Annotated in this window: 15 protein-coding genes; 5 read left to right on the forward strand and 10 right to left on the reverse strand. The window is 60.2% G+C overall.

Going from position 1 to position 16,699, the window contains the following annotated elements:
- Nucleotides 1-9: 9 nt before the first annotated feature.
- From F4V60_RS09885 to clpS, 6 genes are all read right to left on the reverse strand, one after another.
- Complete coding sequence (locus tag F4V60_RS09885; RefSeq protein WP_075730429.1) at nt 10-777, reverse strand: MBL fold metallo-hydrolase; 768 nt, start codon at nt 775-777, stop codon at nt 10-12.
- A gap of 125 nt (nt 778-902) precedes the next feature.
- Entirely contained in the window at nt 903-1,682 is a 780-nt protein-coding gene (gene murI / locus F4V60_RS09890; RefSeq protein WP_075730430.1) for a glutamate racemase, read from the reverse strand.
- Nucleotides 1,682-2,347, reverse strand: coding sequence for a rhomboid family intramembrane serine protease (locus F4V60_RS09895; protein WP_075730431.1), 666 nt, complete (start codon nt 2,345-2,347; stop codon nt 1,682-1,684). The genes murI and F4V60_RS09895 overlap by 1 nt, the downstream gene beginning before the upstream one ends.
- Nucleotides 2,348-2,359: 12 nt before the next feature.
- Nucleotides 2,360-3,286: a P1 family peptidase gene (locus F4V60_RS09900; protein WP_075730432.1), complete on the reverse strand. Its 927-nt coding sequence runs from the start codon at nt 3,284-3,286 to the stop codon at nt 2,360-2,362.
- Complete coding sequence (locus tag F4V60_RS09905) at nt 3,286-3,822, reverse strand: DUF2017 domain-containing protein (protein WP_075730433.1); 537 nt, start codon at nt 3,820-3,822, stop codon at nt 3,286-3,288. The genes F4V60_RS09900 and F4V60_RS09905 overlap by 1 nt, the downstream gene beginning before the upstream one ends.
- 14 nt (nt 3,823-3,836) lie before the next feature.
- Nucleotides 3,837-4,163, reverse strand: a complete 327-nt coding sequence (clpS, locus tag F4V60_RS09910; RefSeq protein ID WP_232315920.1) for an ATP-dependent Clp protease adapter ClpS — start codon at nt 4,161-4,163, stop codon at nt 3,837-3,839.
- 123 nt (nt 4,164-4,286) lie between these two features.
- Here clpS and F4V60_RS09915 point away from each other — a divergent pair, with 123 nt between their 5' ends.
- Nucleotides 4,287-5,624, forward strand: a complete 1,338-nt coding sequence (locus tag F4V60_RS09915) for a nicotinate phosphoribosyltransferase (RefSeq protein ID WP_075731290.1) — start codon at nt 4,287-4,289, stop codon at nt 5,622-5,624.
- A gap of 72 nt (nt 5,625-5,696) precedes the next feature.
- Here the strand turns inward: F4V60_RS09915 and F4V60_RS09920 are convergent, their stop codons facing one another.
- A complete protein-coding gene (locus tag F4V60_RS09920; protein ID WP_084559194.1) occupies nt 5,697-7,160 on the reverse strand; it encodes an APC family permease in 1,464 nt (487 codons plus the stop codon).
- 420 nt (nt 7,161-7,580) lie between these two features.
- Here F4V60_RS09920 and F4V60_RS09925 point away from each other — a divergent pair, with 420 nt between their 5' ends.
- The 4 genes from F4V60_RS09925 (at nt 7,581) to F4V60_RS09940 (ending at nt 12,597) form a co-directional block, all read left to right on the forward strand.
- On the forward strand, nt 7,581-8,801 hold the full coding sequence (locus tag F4V60_RS09925) for a tyramine oxidase subunit B (RefSeq protein ID WP_084559195.1): 1,221 nt from the start codon (nt 7,581-7,583) through the stop codon (nt 8,799-8,801).
- A 12-nt stretch (nt 8,802-8,813) separates the two neighbouring features.
- The gene (solA, locus tag F4V60_RS09930) at nt 8,814-10,013 is read left to right on the forward strand and encodes an N-methyl-L-tryptophan oxidase (protein ID WP_075730435.1); all 1,200 of its coding nucleotides are present in this window, start codon (nt 8,814-8,816) and stop codon (nt 10,011-10,013) included.
- Between the two features lie 98 nt (nt 10,014-10,111).
- Nucleotides 10,112-12,088: an ATP-dependent DNA helicase gene (locus tag F4V60_RS09935; protein WP_075730436.1), complete on the forward strand. Its 1,977-nt coding sequence runs from the start codon at nt 10,112-10,114 to the stop codon at nt 12,086-12,088.
- Nucleotides 12,085-12,597 carry a GNAT family N-acetyltransferase gene (locus tag F4V60_RS09940; RefSeq protein ID WP_075730437.1) on the forward strand — a complete coding sequence of 171 codons (513 nt, stop codon included), beginning with the start codon at nt 12,085-12,087 and terminating at the stop codon, nt 12,595-12,597. Before F4V60_RS09935 ends, F4V60_RS09940 begins: the two co-directional genes overlap by 4 nt.
- On the opposite strand, the gene F4V60_RS09945 is transcribed toward F4V60_RS09940, so the two are convergent.
- From F4V60_RS09945 to ctaD, 3 genes are all read right to left on the reverse strand, one after another.
- Complete coding sequence (locus F4V60_RS09945; RefSeq protein WP_075730438.1) at nt 12,580-13,320, reverse strand: aminoacyl-tRNA hydrolase; 741 nt, start codon at nt 13,318-13,320, stop codon at nt 12,580-12,582. The genes F4V60_RS09940 and F4V60_RS09945 overlap by 18 nt on opposite strands.
- Nucleotides 13,313-14,503 carry a phosphoserine phosphatase SerB gene (gene serB, locus F4V60_RS09950; protein WP_075730439.1) on the reverse strand — a complete coding sequence of 397 codons (1,191 nt, stop codon included), beginning with the start codon at nt 14,501-14,503 and terminating at the stop codon, nt 13,313-13,315. Before serB ends, F4V60_RS09945 begins: the two co-directional genes overlap by 8 nt.
- Before the next feature lie 163 nt (nt 14,504-14,666).
- Nucleotides 14,667-16,424 (reverse strand): aa3-type cytochrome oxidase subunit I, encoded by a 1,758-nt coding sequence (gene ctaD / locus F4V60_RS09955; protein ID WP_075730440.1) that lies wholly within the window; start codon nt 16,422-16,424, stop codon nt 14,667-14,669.
- Nucleotides 16,425-16,699: the final 275 nt, after the last annotated feature.

Raw genomic sequence — 16,699 nt, forward strand, 5'->3', positions numbered from 1 at the left:
ACAGCTTCGCTATAGCTCGAATTCCATCCCCGCTGCCCCCAGGACGATCTCCCCCTCAAACTCCGCGCGCGCGGCCTCGAGGGCGGCCTGGGGATCTCCCCACGGCTGGATATGGACTAGGACAAGCTTAGCGACGCCCGCCTCACGCGCCAGCCTTCCTGCATCAGCACCAGACATGTGCATGTTGGGGGCCTTGCCCTCGGAGGATGCGCCCCAGGCTGCCTCGCAGAGGAAGATATCCGCCCCGCGGGCGGCGTCAATCAGGGACTCGGTATAGGCCGAATCCCCGGAGTAGGCGATGGTCTTGCCCGTCTTGGAGTGCTCCATACGCAGCGCATAAGTCTCGATGGGGTGCAGCACCGGGAAGGGCGTCATGTAGACCTCATCGATGAGCTCGCGCTGGCCGGCGACCCAAGGGCTAAAGGCAAAGGTATCCGACATGTCATCGACGCCGTCCACCTCATCGGAAGAAAGACGGCCCAAGTGAACAGGGGTGTCCTTGGGGCCGATGCAGAAGTTGCGCGATACCGCCGGTGCCGTGGGGTGGAAACGCCGCCAGACCATGAGCGAGGGGAAATCCAAGCAGTGATCGGCGTGCAAATGGCTAAAGGTGATGTGTGCATCGCACGGATCTTGGTGGAGCTCGAGTTGCGCGAGGGTACCGGATCCCAGGTCCATCACTATCGATGGCGAGTCCGGAAAAGACACCAAATATCCAGATGCCGAGTTGGCCGCAGTCGGGACGCTACCCGAGCACCCAAGGATGGTCAGCTTCATGGAGACAATCGTTGCATGAAATGAATAAGAATGCTGTATTTGGAGAGAAAAATATCGCCCCGCGGCACATTTCTCATCGAATCACTTCCCGCATTTGACTGTGCTGTGCCTAACGCGGGAGCGCCTTAACCAATCTGAGGACCGAGGAAACGCTTGGCCAAGCGGGCAAAAGTCTCCGGATCCCCGGTCGATTCAAATGTGCGCACAGCCTTATGGCCTTCTGGCGCCAAAAGGTCTCGTTGCGTGAGAATGCGAATGACATCCTTGGTGGTCTCTTCCGCGGAGGAGACTAGGGCGACGTTATCGCCCACAGCCAGCTGGATGACGCCCGTCAACAGGGGGTAGTGAGTACAGCCCAGCACCAACGTGTCCACGCCCTCATCTTGCAGGGGTGCTAGATAGCCTTCCGCCACCCCGAGGATCTGGCGGCCGGTTGTAATTCCGCGTTCGACAAAGGAAACAAACTCGGGGCAGGCCACGGCGAAGGCCTCCACCTGCGGGTTGACGGCGAAGAGATCCTGGTAAGCGCCCGATTTGATGGTGCCCTCGGTTCCGATCACGCCGATCTTGCCGTTGCGGGTGGTTGCGATGGCACGGCGCACTGCGGGGCGAATCACCTCGACCACAGGAACGTCGTAGCGCTCCCTGGCGTCATGCAGGAAGGCTGCGGTGGCGGTATTGCAGGCGATGACGAGCATCTTGCATCCACGGCCAACCAGTTCATCGGCGATCTCTATTGACAGCTCGCGAACCTCGGCGATGGGACGCGGCCCATAGGGAGAGTGCAAGGTATCGCCCTTGTAGATGATTGATTCATGCGGCAGCTGTTCAATTATCGCGCGCGCGACGGTCAGCCCGCCGACGCCGGAATCAAAGATGCCAATGGGAGAAGATGCATCAGGCACTATTGCTTCGCCGTTCCTTTCACAGGGTCATCAGAGGTAATGGTCATCCCCGCCAGAATGCCGCCGAGGGCGCCAAAGAGGTGACCTTGCCAACTTACTCCCTCATAGACGGGCAATACGCCCCAGACGAGTCCGGAGTAGGCAAATCCCAGGGCAGCGCCCAAGGCGATCTGCAGCAAAGAGCGGTTGAATACGCCGCGCACCACCAGGTACGCCAGCCAGCCATAGACCAAACTCGAGGCGCCGATGTGGGACGTGCCCGGCCCACCAAAGAGCCAGGTTCCTACTCCCGCGACGAGCACGGTGGCGATGGTGACCTGCCACCAAGCCTTGCGCCCAGAGAGCCCGATGAGGAAACAGAAGATGGCGCCGGGCACCGAATTGGACGCGAGGTGCTCGAAGTTGGCGTGGAGCAAAGGGGCGGTAAAGATACCCCAGATGCCGTTGAAGTCCAGCGGCCTGATCCCGTAGTTGCTCAAGGCCCCGCCGAAGACGAAGGCGTTGATGAAGTGGACTACCCACTCAACGATGAGAAAACCCGCCGCGAGGCTGAGGCCGGTGGCCACTCGCCCACGCTTGGTGTAGTTCTTCGAATCCCCGCGATTGACCGTGGAAGGTGCAGCCGCGTGATGGTTAAAGGTGCCGCCTGGAGTCCCTGAAGTCATAGAGTCCTTACTCTAGCGGAGTAAAGAGCTATAGTCCGTGAGACCATATCCCGGCCGGGCCGATACCACGGCGTCAACGATGGCGGCTTCCACCGCATCTGCCGCTGCGGCACATAGTCCGGCCAATGTCAGAGGATCAACCTGGCCGGGAGCCGGGGCGGTGGACAGGGCAAAAAGCGTATCCCCATCCAAGGGCGAGTGAGCGGGGCGAATGGCCCTGGCAATCCCGTCGTGGCCGGTGAGCGCGAGGCGCTTGGCCTGCGCCTTGGTTATCGGGGCATCGGTAATAATCGCGCCAATGGTGGTATTCAGCTTGGCGTCTTTGGGATCGGGGACCTGCGCGTAGCGCTGCGGATCCACCGCGGGCAGCGCCGGCGCACCAAAGAGTCGACCGCTTGCTGGGTCAACAACCCCCCCGACCGGATTGGCCACCACCGCCGCAGCCACGGTGTACTCCCCCGCGGCCTGGGTGCTGATTCCGAAGCCGCCGCGCAGTTTGCCCGCCGTGGCACCGCACCCTGCACCGACGTTGCCCGTGGAGGAATCATCCCCCGCCAGCGCGGCGCGCAGGGCAGCAGCCCCGTCGGCGGCACTCGGGCGTGAGGGCCCCACCGCCAAGTCAAAGATCACGGCCGCAGGGACGATGGGCACGCGCGGGCCCGGGCGGCCCTCACCGAATACGGCGAAGCCGATTCCCTCTTTCTCCAGCTCCTCCATGACTCCGTGAGCAGCCGCCAGGCCAAAGGCCGAGCCACCGGCGAGCACGATCGCGTGCACTCGCTCGACGGTGTTATGGGGGGCAAGCAGGTCAGTCTCCCTGGTTCCCGGCCCGCCGCCGCGCACGTCCACGCTGGCCAGCGCGCCCTGTGGGCCGCAGTAGATTACGGTGACCCCGGTATCGCCACGACTGGTGTGGCCGATGGAGAAGTTGGACGCCACTAGTCCATCAACACCTGGAGGAGGGAGTCTTGGCAATAGGCCAGCCACTCGACCAGAGAATCCCGGTCTGCGCTGGCTGCCTCCCCAACTACCTCACCGGCTGCAACGAAAAGCCGCAAGTCATTGAGCCCGGCCAGGAAGTGATGAGCCTCCTGCTCACTAATCGTCACAGCTACGCCCCCGGTGGGCCCCAAAGCAGCGTTGATGACTTGTAGGTTCTTGAGCTTGGCGCGAGCAATATCGTTCTCGTGGATGGAGCGCAGAAGCGAGGCATCGCCCTCAAATTCCTCGTCTCCGGGCTTCTCAAAGTCAGGAAAAAGGCGCGCCAAGGAAGGATCCTCCGGGGCTTCCGAATGCCCAGTGGGCATATCCAGCATTTGAGCCAGCTCATCCTTGGGGCCGGATTGGGCTCGGGCGATGATCGCCTCCGAGACCGTGGCAGTGAGGTCTCCGAGTACTTCACGCTCCATGGGCTCTAAAACGGTGCTGAACTTGGGCGCCCGCATGAGCGACTTCTTTTTCTTCCACGCTTGCATAGTGTTTTTTAAGCCTAGCCTGCCTGCTGCATGGTTGCCCACAGGCCCGCGATTTGCAGCTTCTTCACGTCGGCCTCGACTTTATCGCGCTCCCCAGTTGAGACCACTGCTTTGCCCTCGGTGTGGACCTGCATCATCAACTCGTTGGCGCGCTTCTTGTCATATCCCAGGACGGTCTGGAACACATAGGAAACATAGCTCATAAGGTTGACGGGATCATCCCACACAATGCACAGCCATGGCAGGTTCTCGCTGGTGGCTACCTCGACTTTAATGTCTTCATCTAGCTCGGGCGTCGCCATAGGAGAGCCCATGCGGGGGGCGGAGAATTGCGCATTCATGGTCTATAGCCTATCCAATTTTCCATCCTTGCAAGCATCCTTTGCCATGAGTTAGAGCCTATTGTCTGCAAGGAAAGCGGTGACTTGCTGCGATGCTGCGACAATCTGAGTAGCATTCTCGATGTGACTCATACTCCAGATTCAGCACGCGCCACCGAGCGTTCCACCGCTCTACTCACGGACAAGTACGAACTCACCATGTTGGAAGCGGCGCTGCGGGACGGAACCGCTGCGCGCCGCGTGACCTGTGAGGTCTTCGCCCGCCGTCTGCCCAACGAGCGCCGCTACGGCGTAGTCGCGGGCACCGACCGAGCGCTGCACGCTGTGCGGGACTTCCGCTTCAATGAGGAACAGATAGCGGAGCTGGATTTCTTAGAAGAAGGCACCAAGCAGTACCTGCGTGACTATCGCTTCTCCGGGCAGATTGATGGCTACCGCGAAGGCGAGCTCTACTTCCCCAACTCCCCGCTGCTCACGGTGCACGGAACCTTCGGCGAGTGCGTGATCCTGGAGACGGTCCTGCTTTCCATCATGAACTCCGATTCCGCAGTGGCCTCGGCAGCCTCACGCATGGTGACCGCCGCAGACGGCCGGCCGATTATTGAGATGGGCTCGCGGCGCACGCACGAGTACGCCGCCGTCACTGCCGCCCGCGCAGCCTACCTCGCAGGATTCTCCGCCACCTCGAACATGGAAGCAGGCTTTCGCTATGGCATCCCCGTTTCGGGGACCGCCGCGCACGCGTGGACCCTCTCCCACATCAATGAGGATGGCACCCCGAATGAGGAGGCTGCTTTCCGCTCCCAGATCGAATCCCTAGGAGTAGACACCGTGCTCTTGGTCGATACCTATGACATCACCAAGGGCGTCGAGACCGCAGTAAGGGTGGCCGGGCCTCAGCTCGGCGGCGTTCGCATCGACTCGGGCGACTTGGGCGCCGTCACCCGGCGCGTGCGCAAGCAGCTCGATGATCTGGGCAATCACAATACGCAGATCGTTGTCTCTTCCGATCTGGATGAGTTCGCCATCGCAGGTTTGCGTGGCGATCCAGTGGACGTCTACGGCGTGGGCACCTCAGTTGTCACTGGCTCTGGCGCACCGACCGCGGGCATGGTCTACAAGATCGTCGAGGTCGAGGGGCATCCCGTGGCCAAGCGTTCTTCCTCTAAGCGCTCACAGGCCGGCGCGAAGCAATCTTTGCGTACCTACCGCTCTACCGGCGTGGCCGTAGAGGAAGTGGTATTTCCCTACGGCGAAGCCGCACCGGATACCGGTTCCCTCAGCGCCCGCGAGATAACTATTCCGCTCATGCGCGATGGTGAGATTGTCCCTGGCCTTGCTTCCTTAGAGGAATCACGTACCTACCTGGCCGAGGCGCGTAAAACCCTACCTTGGGAGGGACTCGCCCTCACCCGCGACGAGCCTGCGGTACCTACCCGGATGGTCGGCTTTAAAGCATAACGCCCTGCTGGCAGAATAACGGCGCGCTCCATTACCGGCGCGCGCCACTAAAAGCCTTAGTTAAGCCGAGAATTAAACTGACTCTTTCACCTCGGCGGGAGTGAGCAAGGCCGACTTGGAAGGATCCGGGGTCAAGGCAGCGCACAGCCAGCCCACGGCCACGCTCAACGGAGCCGAGAGTCCTAAGACCCAAGCTACGACCACGTCGCCGCCGACGAGGCTAACGAGGTTTGTCGTGATAAAAAAGCAGGCAATGCCGAGCCCAACCAGGCTAGCCCACGGCGCAATGACGCGCTTGAAAAGGTTGTCCTTGCCCGCTGGGTGGGTGCGGAAATAGATGATAATTGCCACGTCAACCATCATCATCAAGATGACAATCGCGAACGTTGCCAGCCCGCTGAACCAAGTAAACGCCTCTAGGACTGGGTCTAGGCCTGCGATAGCGCATACCAATGTCAATACTGCGATGGTGGCAGACTGTACCAAAGAAGAGATGTGCGGAGACCTATACTTGGCGTGCACGCGAGCAATCCCTGCTGGTAGACAGCCCTTCTTAGCCACGGCGTGCTGATAACGTGTCAGCACATTATGGAAGGATAGCGCTGCGGCGAACAAGCTGGTGAGCAACAAGACCTGCACGGCCAACCCCGCCCAGGGGCCGACGTAGCGCACGGCAGTCATAATGACCATTTCCTCCGGGTTCTCTGCCGCTGCAGCTACGATGCCATCCGCGCCCCAGGCTTCCACGATTGCCCATCCGGAGAGCGTATAAAAGATGCCGATGACCATGATCGCGATATAGGTAGCGCGCGGGATGGTGCGTTCGGGGTCCTTGGCCTCGTTGCGAAATACCGTGGTGGACTCGAAGCCGATAAAGCCCGCGAAGGCCAGCATGAGGCCTACCCCGGGAGTTCCCGACATAAATGCCTCAGGGGTGAAAGACGTGGCGCTTAAGCCATCGGAGCCGCCCTTGGTAATAATGCCCGCAACCATGATGAGGGTGATGAGGATTTCTGCCACTAAAGCCACGCCGAGTGCCTTAGAGGATAGTTCGATATCGCGATATCCCAGTAGGCCGACGATAAGGACTACAGCCAGCGTAGGAATCCACCACGCAATGGTGATGCCCATGCCAGCAAGCACCAGAGATAGCTGCGCGCCGAGGAAAGCATAAACGGCGAACTGCACCGCGGTGTAGGTAAGGATTGCTAGAAAGGCTGTTCCGATTCCCCACTTGCGATTGGTAGCAGACTCTACATAGGAAAAGAACGCGCCGGGCTCGGAAATCCTTCGTGCCATGGTGGTCAGACCGACGGAGAAGATGAGCAGGATTGCCGCGCATACCGCATACATAGCCGGGTAACCGGCTCCGTTTCCGCTGAGGATGCCGATCGGCAGTGCACCTCCAATCACAGTCAGAGGGGCTGCAGCGGCAATCACCATAAAGACAATGGAAGCTACTCCAAGGGACCCTGATTTCAGGTCAGAAGTTGGGGCTGTAGCAGTAGGCGGAGGAGTAAGTAATGTGAGGGACATATGCCACATCCTTTCTGGGTGAGAATTCACCTGAAACCCAAGTGCATTGGTGCACCCTAGTTGTGATGTTCTCGCTCGCCGACCATGGCGAATGAGGCAAGACTGCGGCAACAGTTCGACCGTAATTGGCGCGCGATATCGCGGTGAGCGATGCACGTAATGCTAACCCCGTTTTTCTATAGATCAATAGTTAAGCTAGGGTTTACCCCCATTTTTTGTCATACTATAGAAATTAACTAACTGGTCAGGATAGGTTTTAATTCCACCCAGGAGAGATAAAATGAATTACCCCCATTTTCTATAGTTCAATAGGAACGGCTAATTTTTAGATCACAGCGACCTCCCTCGCACGGCATCTTTAACCCAAACGAGGACTCGATGAACCACAATCTCACTACCACCCATGGAACGAGGCTGAAAATGTCACATCCAACCGTCGATACCCAAATCGATACCCAAATCGATAACCGCATCGATCCCCACGTCGATCCTCACATCGGAACTCAAATCGACACCCGCATCGATACCCTTTTCCTCAGCGAACCCGAGATGATTGCCGCGGGAGTAAAGGACATGAACGCCTGCGTCGATACCATGGAGGAGGTTTTTTCTTGCCTCGGCGTCGACGACTACCGCATGGCCGGACAAAATAACAATTCCCATGGCGCGATGGTCAGCTTTCCGGAGAGTTCTCCCCACCCGAATATGCCGCTCGATGGCACCGACCGCCGCTTTATGGCCATGCCAGCCTACCTAGGCGGCAGCTTTAATCGCGCCGGAGTCAAGTGGTACGGCTCCAACGTAGCCAATCGCGAGCACGACCTGCCACGTTCCATCCACACTTTCATCCTCAACGACGCCACCACCGGTGCCCCATTAGCGATCATGAGCGCAAACCTGCTTTCTGCCTACCGCACCGGAGCCGTCAGCGGAGTCGCCGCCCGCTTTTTGGCCAAAGAGGATGCACAGGTCGCCGGAATCATCGGCCCCGGGGTTATGGGAAAGACTGCGCTAGCAGGTTTCGCCGCAGCTCGCCCCAGCCTAAATACCTTGAAGATCAAGGGCCGTGGAAAAAAGTCCCTCGACGACTTCATATCCTGGACAAAGGCCACGCTTAGTCAGTTCACCACCATCACGGTGGTCGATACCATCGAGGAAGCAGTACAAGGCAGCGATGTCGTTAGCGTGTGCACCACGTCTTCCGCCGGTGTCGAGAACTACCCCATGATCGCCCCGGAATGGATTTCACCTGGCACTCTGCTGACTTTCCCTGGCTGTGCCAATCTCGACAACGAGTATCTCAAGTCTGGCAAAGTGCGCATGGTCCTAGACAACCGCGGCCTCTACGAAGCATGGCTGGAAGAATACGCCCCCGCAGCCTTTGAACAGGTGGGTATTATCGGCAACAAGTTCCTTGAGATGGAGCGCGACGGCGAGATCTCCCCCGGATCGGTCGCCGATATCTCGCAAATCATCTCCGGCGACGTCCCGGGACGAACTAGTGAGGAAGAAGTCTTCGTATTCTCCGTTGGCGGCATGCCCGTCGAAGACGTTGCCTGGGCTTCCCACATCTATGACAAGGCCCGCGAGCTGGGCATTGGCACCACCGTAAACCTCTGGGAAACCCCCGAGCTCGTTTAAGGAGTACCAAACATGACAGTCAATAAGTCAGGCAATCACAATCCCATCGACTATGTAGCAGAAGTTGACTTCGCCGTGGTGGGCGTTGGCACCATGGGCTCGATGGCGCTGTGGCAGCTTAGCGAGCTGGCGCCGGAAGGTACCTCGATTCTAGGCATCGAGCAATTCGGTCGGCTCCACACCCGCGGTAGCTATAGCGGCGAGTCCCGCCTGTTTAGGGTGGCGCTCAAAGAGGGCGGGGACTTCATAGAATTCGCCCAACGCGCTCGGGAACTCTGGCTAGACCTCAACGAGAAGTCCGGCCGAGACGTATTCTTGCCGATCGGCGCGCTTAGCATCGGCCCCAGCGACTACCAAACCATGATGTCTACTCAAAAGGTCATCGAGGAATTCGACCTCGACCATAGCTACCTCGATTCCGAAGAGCTGCGCGAGCGCTTTCCGCAATTCGAAGTGGCGAAGCAGGACATTGGAATCTACGATCCTCAAGGCGGCGGCATCCGTCCAGAGGTCGCGGTCGCCTCCGCAACCGAGCTGGCGCTGGACAACGGCGCAAAACTATGGACCCATACCAAAGTTCTCGGCATCGACCGGCTGGCAGATGGTGGGGCGGTCTTGCGCACCAGTCGCGGCTCAGTTCTGGCTCACAATCTAATCCTCACCCTTGGCTCATGGGCCGGCGAACTTATCCCCGAGGCCAAGGATGTGGTGCGCGTAAAGCCGATTCCTTTAACGTGGTTCATGCCACGCACACCGGAGCTATTTAGCCCCGAGAACCTTCCCATTTTCCTCTACGACAAGCCTCAGCCCGATGGCTCCAGCTTTCACATCTACGGCGCCCCGAGCATCGACGGATACACGGTTAAGTTCTCCACCAACGCGTTCTTCGTCGACACCGTGGACCACCCGGATCAGGTTCCGTCCACCGTGCGCGAACCAGCCCTCAATGCCTTCTCCCAGCGCGTCGCAGAGGTAATCCCAGATTTCTTCCCCGATGTGGCGCGCCTGAGCATGCACCACGATGGATTCACCGAAGATGGCCACGCAATCATCGATGTCCTGCCAGAACAGTCCCTGACCATGGCTGTGGGCATGTCAGGCACCGGCATGAAGTTCGCGCCTTACTTCGGCCGGTTGGCTGCCACATTGGCTCTAAGCAAGGACCCTTCCCGTCGCCCCGAGTTTTTCAGCGTGGCAACGCACCGACCATAGAACGCACCGACTATAGGATTAGAAAGGAATAAGCAGCGTCAGGCAGGTCATCACCCCACCTCGCCCTCGACTCGAGGCGAAAAGCTAGACTGATTCGGGTGAGTGACCAGCCCCAAAACCTATCCACCACCGAGCTTCTCGACGCCGCCGTCGCCTCCCTCGGCGGCACCCGGCGCGAAGGCCAGGTGGCCATGGCAGATGCCGTGACCGCCGCGCTCCATAAAGAGCGCCATTTAGCGGTACAGGCAGGAACTGGCACCGGAAAGTCGCTGGCATACCTAGTCCCCGCCATTGCCCATGCCCAGGAGACCGGCCACACGGTCATCGTCTCCACGGCGACACTGGCCCTGCAGCGTCAATTGGTTGAGCGCGACCTACCTCGCCTAGTTGAGTCGCTGGAGTCGGTGCTGGAGACCGCGCCTACCTTCGCCATTATGAAAGGCCGCTCAAACTATCTCTGCCTGAACAAGGTGGCACAGGGTGAACAATTAGCCCATGACGATGCCCTCATCGACGAGTCCGAGGTCTCGCGCATGGGCCGCCACATCCAGCGCGTCCACGCTTGGGCGCAGGAGACGGAAAGCGGCGACCGCGAGGACCTCGATCCGGGCGTGCCAGACTTGGCTTGGCGCCAGGTGTCGGTGACTTCCGCAGAGTGCCTTGGGGCCATTCGCTGCCCGCATGGCGAGGATTGCTTCGCCGAGGCCGCACGCCGCAAGGCCGCCGATGTCAATATCGTAGTAACCAACCACGCCCTTTTGGCCATTGACGCCATCTCCGATATCAATATCCTGCCCGAACATGACGTCGTCATCGTCGACGAGGCCCACGAGCTCGACGGAAGAATTACCTCGGTCTCCACCGCGGAAATCACCGGGCGTGCGCTCAAGATGGCCTCCAATCGCGCCAAGTCCTTGGGAGCGGAAGGAAAAGATCAGCGTCTGTCCCAACTAGCAGACGAGTTTGCCATGCTCTTGGGCGAATTCGAACCGGGGCGCTGGGTAGATCTGCCCGATAACGCCAAGCAGCAGCTCACCGCCGTGGGAGATACCCTGCGCGAATGCAAAGACGCCATCGCACGGGCGCCTGAGGGCGAGCAGGCCAACGAACCTGAGACCTTCGCCGAGCGCCAAAACCTGGCCAATCACCTGGCCACCATGTCCGAGGCAGTCGTGCGCATCCTCGATGTCTTCGCCACCGACAATCCCTCGGCCCACGAGGATGTGGTGTGGATGGAACGAGACGAGCGCTCCATGACGGATACCTTAGCCGTCGCCCCACTCTCCATCGCCGGGATGCTGCATGACAAGCTCTTCGGCGAGCAAACCGTGGTTCTCACCTCCGCCACCCTGGCACTAGGTGGGCGCTTCGACGCTATGGCCGCTCAGTGGGGCATGCCTAAGGGCACCTGGGATTCCCTCGACGCAGGAACCCCCTTCGATCCCGCCAAGAAGGGAATTCTCTATGTGGCCAAGCACCTGCCCAACCCCGGACGCGATGGGATAGCGCCCGCCACGTTACAGGAAATCAAAGAGCTCATCATGGCCGCGGGGGGACGCACGCTGGGGCTGTTTTCCTCCCGTCGCGCGGCCCAACAAGCTGCCGAGGAACTACGCGGGCAGATCCCCTTCGAGATCTTTGTCCAGGGTGAGGACTCCATCGGCGCATTGGTGGATCGCTTCAGCAAGAACGAGAACTCCTGCCTCTTTGGCACCCTCACCCTGTGGCAGGGGGTCGACGTGCCAGGACCCGCCTGTTCCCTGGTTCTTATTGACCGCATCCCCTTCCCTCGCCCGGATAACCCGCTCATGCAGGCACGCACCGAGGCCGCGCAGGCAGCAGGCCGCAACGGCTTCATGGAGGTTTCCGCCACCCACGCCGCGCTCTTGCTGGCCCAGGGTGCGGGACGCCTATTGCGCTCGGTGGAGGATCGCGGGATCGTTGCAGTCCTCGACAACCGGCTCATCACCAAACGCTATGGTGGATTCCTCAGGGCCTCCATGCCACCCATGTGGCAGACCACCGATCCTCAGGTGGTAAAAAGCGCCCTAAAAAGATTGGTGGAAACCCGATGAACGTTCCCGTTCTAGCTGGCCTGCGCCCCCTCACGCTTGACGACGTCGACTTGCTCCACACCGCCTGCACCGACCCCCTCACCCAGCGCTTCACCACCATCCCGCGTCCTTATACCCGGGAAATGGCCATCGATTTCATCGGCCTCGACCACCTCGCCTGGGCCATGGTCGACGACAACGATAAGTTCTGCGGAGTCATCGAATTTCGTCCACACGGCAGCTTGGCCGGGGACATAGGCTACCACTGCGCGCCTTGGGCCCGCGGCGGCGGGATGACAACTCAAGCGTTGCGCACCGTCACTGCATGGGCGCACGCCGAAGGCTACGTGCGGGTGGAGCTGCGCGCGGCGGTAGACAATCTCGCCTCGAGGAGAGTGGCCGAAAAGGCCGGCTTTGAACTCGAGGGAATTGCGCGGGCGGCTCAATACCTCAACGACAAATTCGACGATCTAGCGGTTTACTCCCACGTTGAGTTGCCGCCGCATAGCGAGCTAAATCAAACCCTCTAGCGGGCGACGAAGGGCGCAGACCGTGGCGGAATCCGGGGCTATCTCGGTAAATCCGGCATCGCGCACCACCACGGCCCCCGGCTGCGCGCAGGCGCGAAGAAACTGCTCCGTCGGCACCTCGCGCACCGAAAGCATGAAACCGCGCTGGGCCCAAGCCCGCGCCTCCTCTACATCCATGTGTCCGGCCAATAGCATCGAGCCATGACCCACCTGGGCCGCAGCCTTGCCAGCGGACATCGGGAGTGAGGCATCGATGTAGATGACGGGGACATCGCCAAGCGCGGGGCCCGGCTCATCGTGGGCGAGCTCCGTGTGGCCTATCTGCAGCTTGGACAATTGGGGGTCCACTTCGGACAGAGCCGAGGGCGCGAATGCTCGCGCGGTGTCTGCAACGCTCACCCCTGGCAGGGCCTGCACATCGCGCCAGGCCTTGTTACGGGCCCGCCGCGCGATCTTGCGAATGCGGTGGCCATACCAGTGCGCAAGCGCCTGCGAGAAAGCGCCCTCCTCGCCGGCGCGATCATCGAGACACACCGAGACCACGGCGCGCGCCGCCGCCTCGAGCGCCACCGTGCGCGAAGGCGGCTCCTGCTTGGGTAGGTTCAAGACGATCTGCATCGCCTGCACCGTCTCTGGGCGTGCGGGATCCTCTGGATCCTCGTGCCAATCCCGCCCGGTCGCCGCGGCCACAAGGCGCGCGTGTGCAACCTCGAAGTTAGTCAACAACGATCTCCTCGGAAGGGATCCCCAGGAGCTGCAGCACCTCATCCATATATGGGTGGTTGACGGAAGCATCCGCCACCTCACGCAACGCCGGCTTGGCGTTGAAAGCAATGCCGAGTCCCGCAGCCGCAATCATGTCGATATCATTGGCGCCGTCTCCCACCGCGACGGTCTGGCTCATCTGCAAACCGGAATCCGCGGCGAACTCTCGGAGGAACTCCTCCTTGGCCTTGCGGTCCACGACCTTGCCAACGACTCGGCCGGTAAGCTTGCCGTCCTCGATCTCCAACGTGTTGGCCCGAACATAATCAAGGTCGAGCTCCCGAGCCAGGCCCTCGAGGACCTGAATGAAGCCGCCGGAGACCACCGCAACCCGGTACCCCATGTGCTTGAGAGTGCGAATCGTCGTGCGCACGCCCGGGGTCAACTCAATGCCTGCTGCGGTCTTAGCGATGACGGACTCGGGCAGCCCGGCCAAGGTAGCCACGCGCTCGCGCAGGGAGTCCTCGAAATCGAGCTCTCCGCGCATGGCGCGCTCCGTGACGGCGGCGACCTCGGCCTCCTTGCCTGCATGCGCCGCAAGCATCTCGATGACCTCACCGGTAATCAGTGTCGAGTCGCAATCAAAGCAGATGAGGCGCTTGGAACGGCGTTGCAGGCCGGCACGCTCTATAGCAATGTCGATTCCCAGCTCGCCCGAAAGCTGCGTGAGCGCAGCGCGCACGGTGTCCTCGCTTCCCTCCAAGGTGACAAAGAATTCAATGCCGGTCAGCGGCTTGGAGGAAAGGCCGCGAATGCGGTCGATGTTGGCGTTGAAGTTGGCCAGAGTCTGCGCCAGAGAGGAGACGTCGTGCGCCGTAACCCTCGACCCCAGCACGACGAGGACATGGGTGGAGCGCGGACGCGAGCCGCGTGCGCCCTCCTCCACCATGATGGTGATGGACTGCCCGTAGATGCTGAGAGTGTTCTTCAGCCCGCGTTCAATATCTTTAACGCGGGCGGCATCGATGTGAGCGTAGGCAGCCAAGGAGATGCGTCCAGAAAAAATGGCCTGCTCCACATCAACCAGCTCAATGTTGTAGGAGGCTAAGACGCGAAAGAATGCGGCAGAGACCCCGGGCTTGTCTGGCCCCGAGGCGGTGATAACTGCAAAAGATTCGTTGAGAGTATCCACGCAGGACATTATTCCACCGCACGCAGCCGAAGCACACATCGCATCCAGCCTTTGTGCTGCCATGGCTGGCTATGCCCGGCAGTGTCTCAGACCACGGATCACAAAAGCCGCCGTCCCCGGAGAAGAATCTCTGGAGAAGGCGGCCTATCAGGAGCGTTGAATAACGGTCACGCTACTTAGCGGATACCGGCTCGGTAGGAGGTACCGACTGGTGAACATCGCTGCGGTGATCGACGCCTTGGTGGCCAACGTGAGCCTCCGCGCGCATGCGCTGAACCATGTGCGGGTAGTGCAGCTCGAACGCGGGGCGCTCGGAGCGGATACGCGGCAGTGAGACGAAGTTGTGACGCGGCGGCGGGCAAGATGTTGCCCACTCGAGGGAGTTGCCGTAGCCCCAAGGGTCATCAACGGTGACGATCTCGCCGTAGCGCCAAGACTTGAACACGTTCCATACCAGCGGGATAACGGAAGCGCCCAAGACGAAGGAGAAGATGGTGGAGATCTGGTTGAATACGGTGAAACCATCGGTCTCGAGGTAGTCAGCGTAGCGACGCGGCATACCCATGTTGCCGACCCAGTGCTGGACCAAGAAGGTGCCGTGGAAGCCAACGAAGGTCAGCCAGAAGTGAATCTTGCCCAGGCGCTCGTCGAGCATGCGTCCGGTCATCTTGGGGAACCAGAAGTACAGGCCCGCGAAAGCGGAGAATACAACGGTGCCGAACAAGGTGTAGTGGAAGTGCGCGATGAGGAAGTAGGACTCCGCGAGGTGGAAGTCCAGCGCCGGGGAGGCCAGCATAACGCCGGTCATACCACCGAAGAGGAAGGTAGCCATGAAGCCCAGAGCCCAAATCATCGGGGTATCCCAGGTGATGTGCCCCTTCCACATGGTGCCGACCCAGTTGAAGAACTTAACGCCGGTAGGAACCGCAATCAAGAACGTCATGAAGGAGAAGAATGGGAGCAGCACCGCGCCGGTGACGAAGAGGTGGTGAGCCCAGACGGCCATGGACAGGGCGCCGATGGCGAGAACCGCGAAGACCAGGCCAACGTAGCCGAAGACAGGCTTGCGGGCGAAGACCGGGATGACCTCGGAGATAACGCCGAAGAACGGAAGTGCCAGGACGTAGACCTCGGGGTGGCCGAAGAACCAGAACAGGTGCTGCCACAGAATGGCGCCGCCGTTGCCGGAATCAAAGATGTGGCCGCCGAGCTTGCGGTCATAGAGCACGCCCAGAGCCGCAGCGGTCAGCAGCGGGAAGATCATCAGTGCCAATGCGGAAGCGGTAAAGATACACCAGGTGAACACCGGCAGACGGAACATGGTCATGCCCGGTGCGCGAAGAGTCAAGATGGTGGTGAGCATGTTGATGGCGGAAGAAATGGTACCAACGCCTGTTGCGCCCACACCGACAATCCACATATCCGCGCCGATGCCCGGAGTGTGGATGGAGTCAGCCAAAGGCATGTACATAGTCCAACCGAAGTCAGCAGCGCCACCCGGGGTGGCGAAGCCGAGCAGCATCACGATGCCGCCGGTCAGAGTGATCCAGAAACCAAATGCGTTCAAACGCGGGAAAGCCACGTCAGGTGCACCGATTTGCAGCGGCAGAATGTAGTTGGCAAAACCCCAGACAACCGGCGTTGCAAAGAGCAGCAACATGACGGTGCCGTGCAAGGTGAACAGCTGGTTGAATTGCTCGTTGGAAAGGAACTGCAGGCCCGGGCTGAAAAGCTCAGCGCGGATGAGCAGTGCCATGAAGCCACCAAGGAAGAAGAAGCTGAAGGACATGATCAAGTACATGATGCCCAGCTGCTTGTGGTCGGTGGTGGTTAGAAATACCCAAGCCTTGGAACCGGTCTTGGAACTGCCGGTCGGCTCCGGACGTGTTGGTGGGACGTAATCGTCCAACCGTGGCGCCACAGCGGTCATTTAAATCCTCCTGATTTACAAGTGCCACTCGGCGAGGCCGAATGACACCTAGGTTTACTCGAACTATATTAGGGGAATTCACTATCAATTATCCAGCTTGCGGCCATACTCCTCCGCGCACTCACCCCCACCGCTAGGCGCCACATGCGTCACATAGCCCCAGCACGTAGCGCCGCAGAATCTAGCCTGTCCACACTCCCCCACATTAAGAAGTGGGATAGGCCACAATTTTTGGACAGTTCGAGCTCCAAAACGAGCTGTTCTTCTCCCCCGGT

This window comes from Corynebacterium flavescens (assembly GCF_008693105.1).
Classification (GTDB): Bacteria; Actinomycetota; Actinomycetes; order Mycobacteriales; family Mycobacteriaceae; genus Corynebacterium; species Corynebacterium flavescens.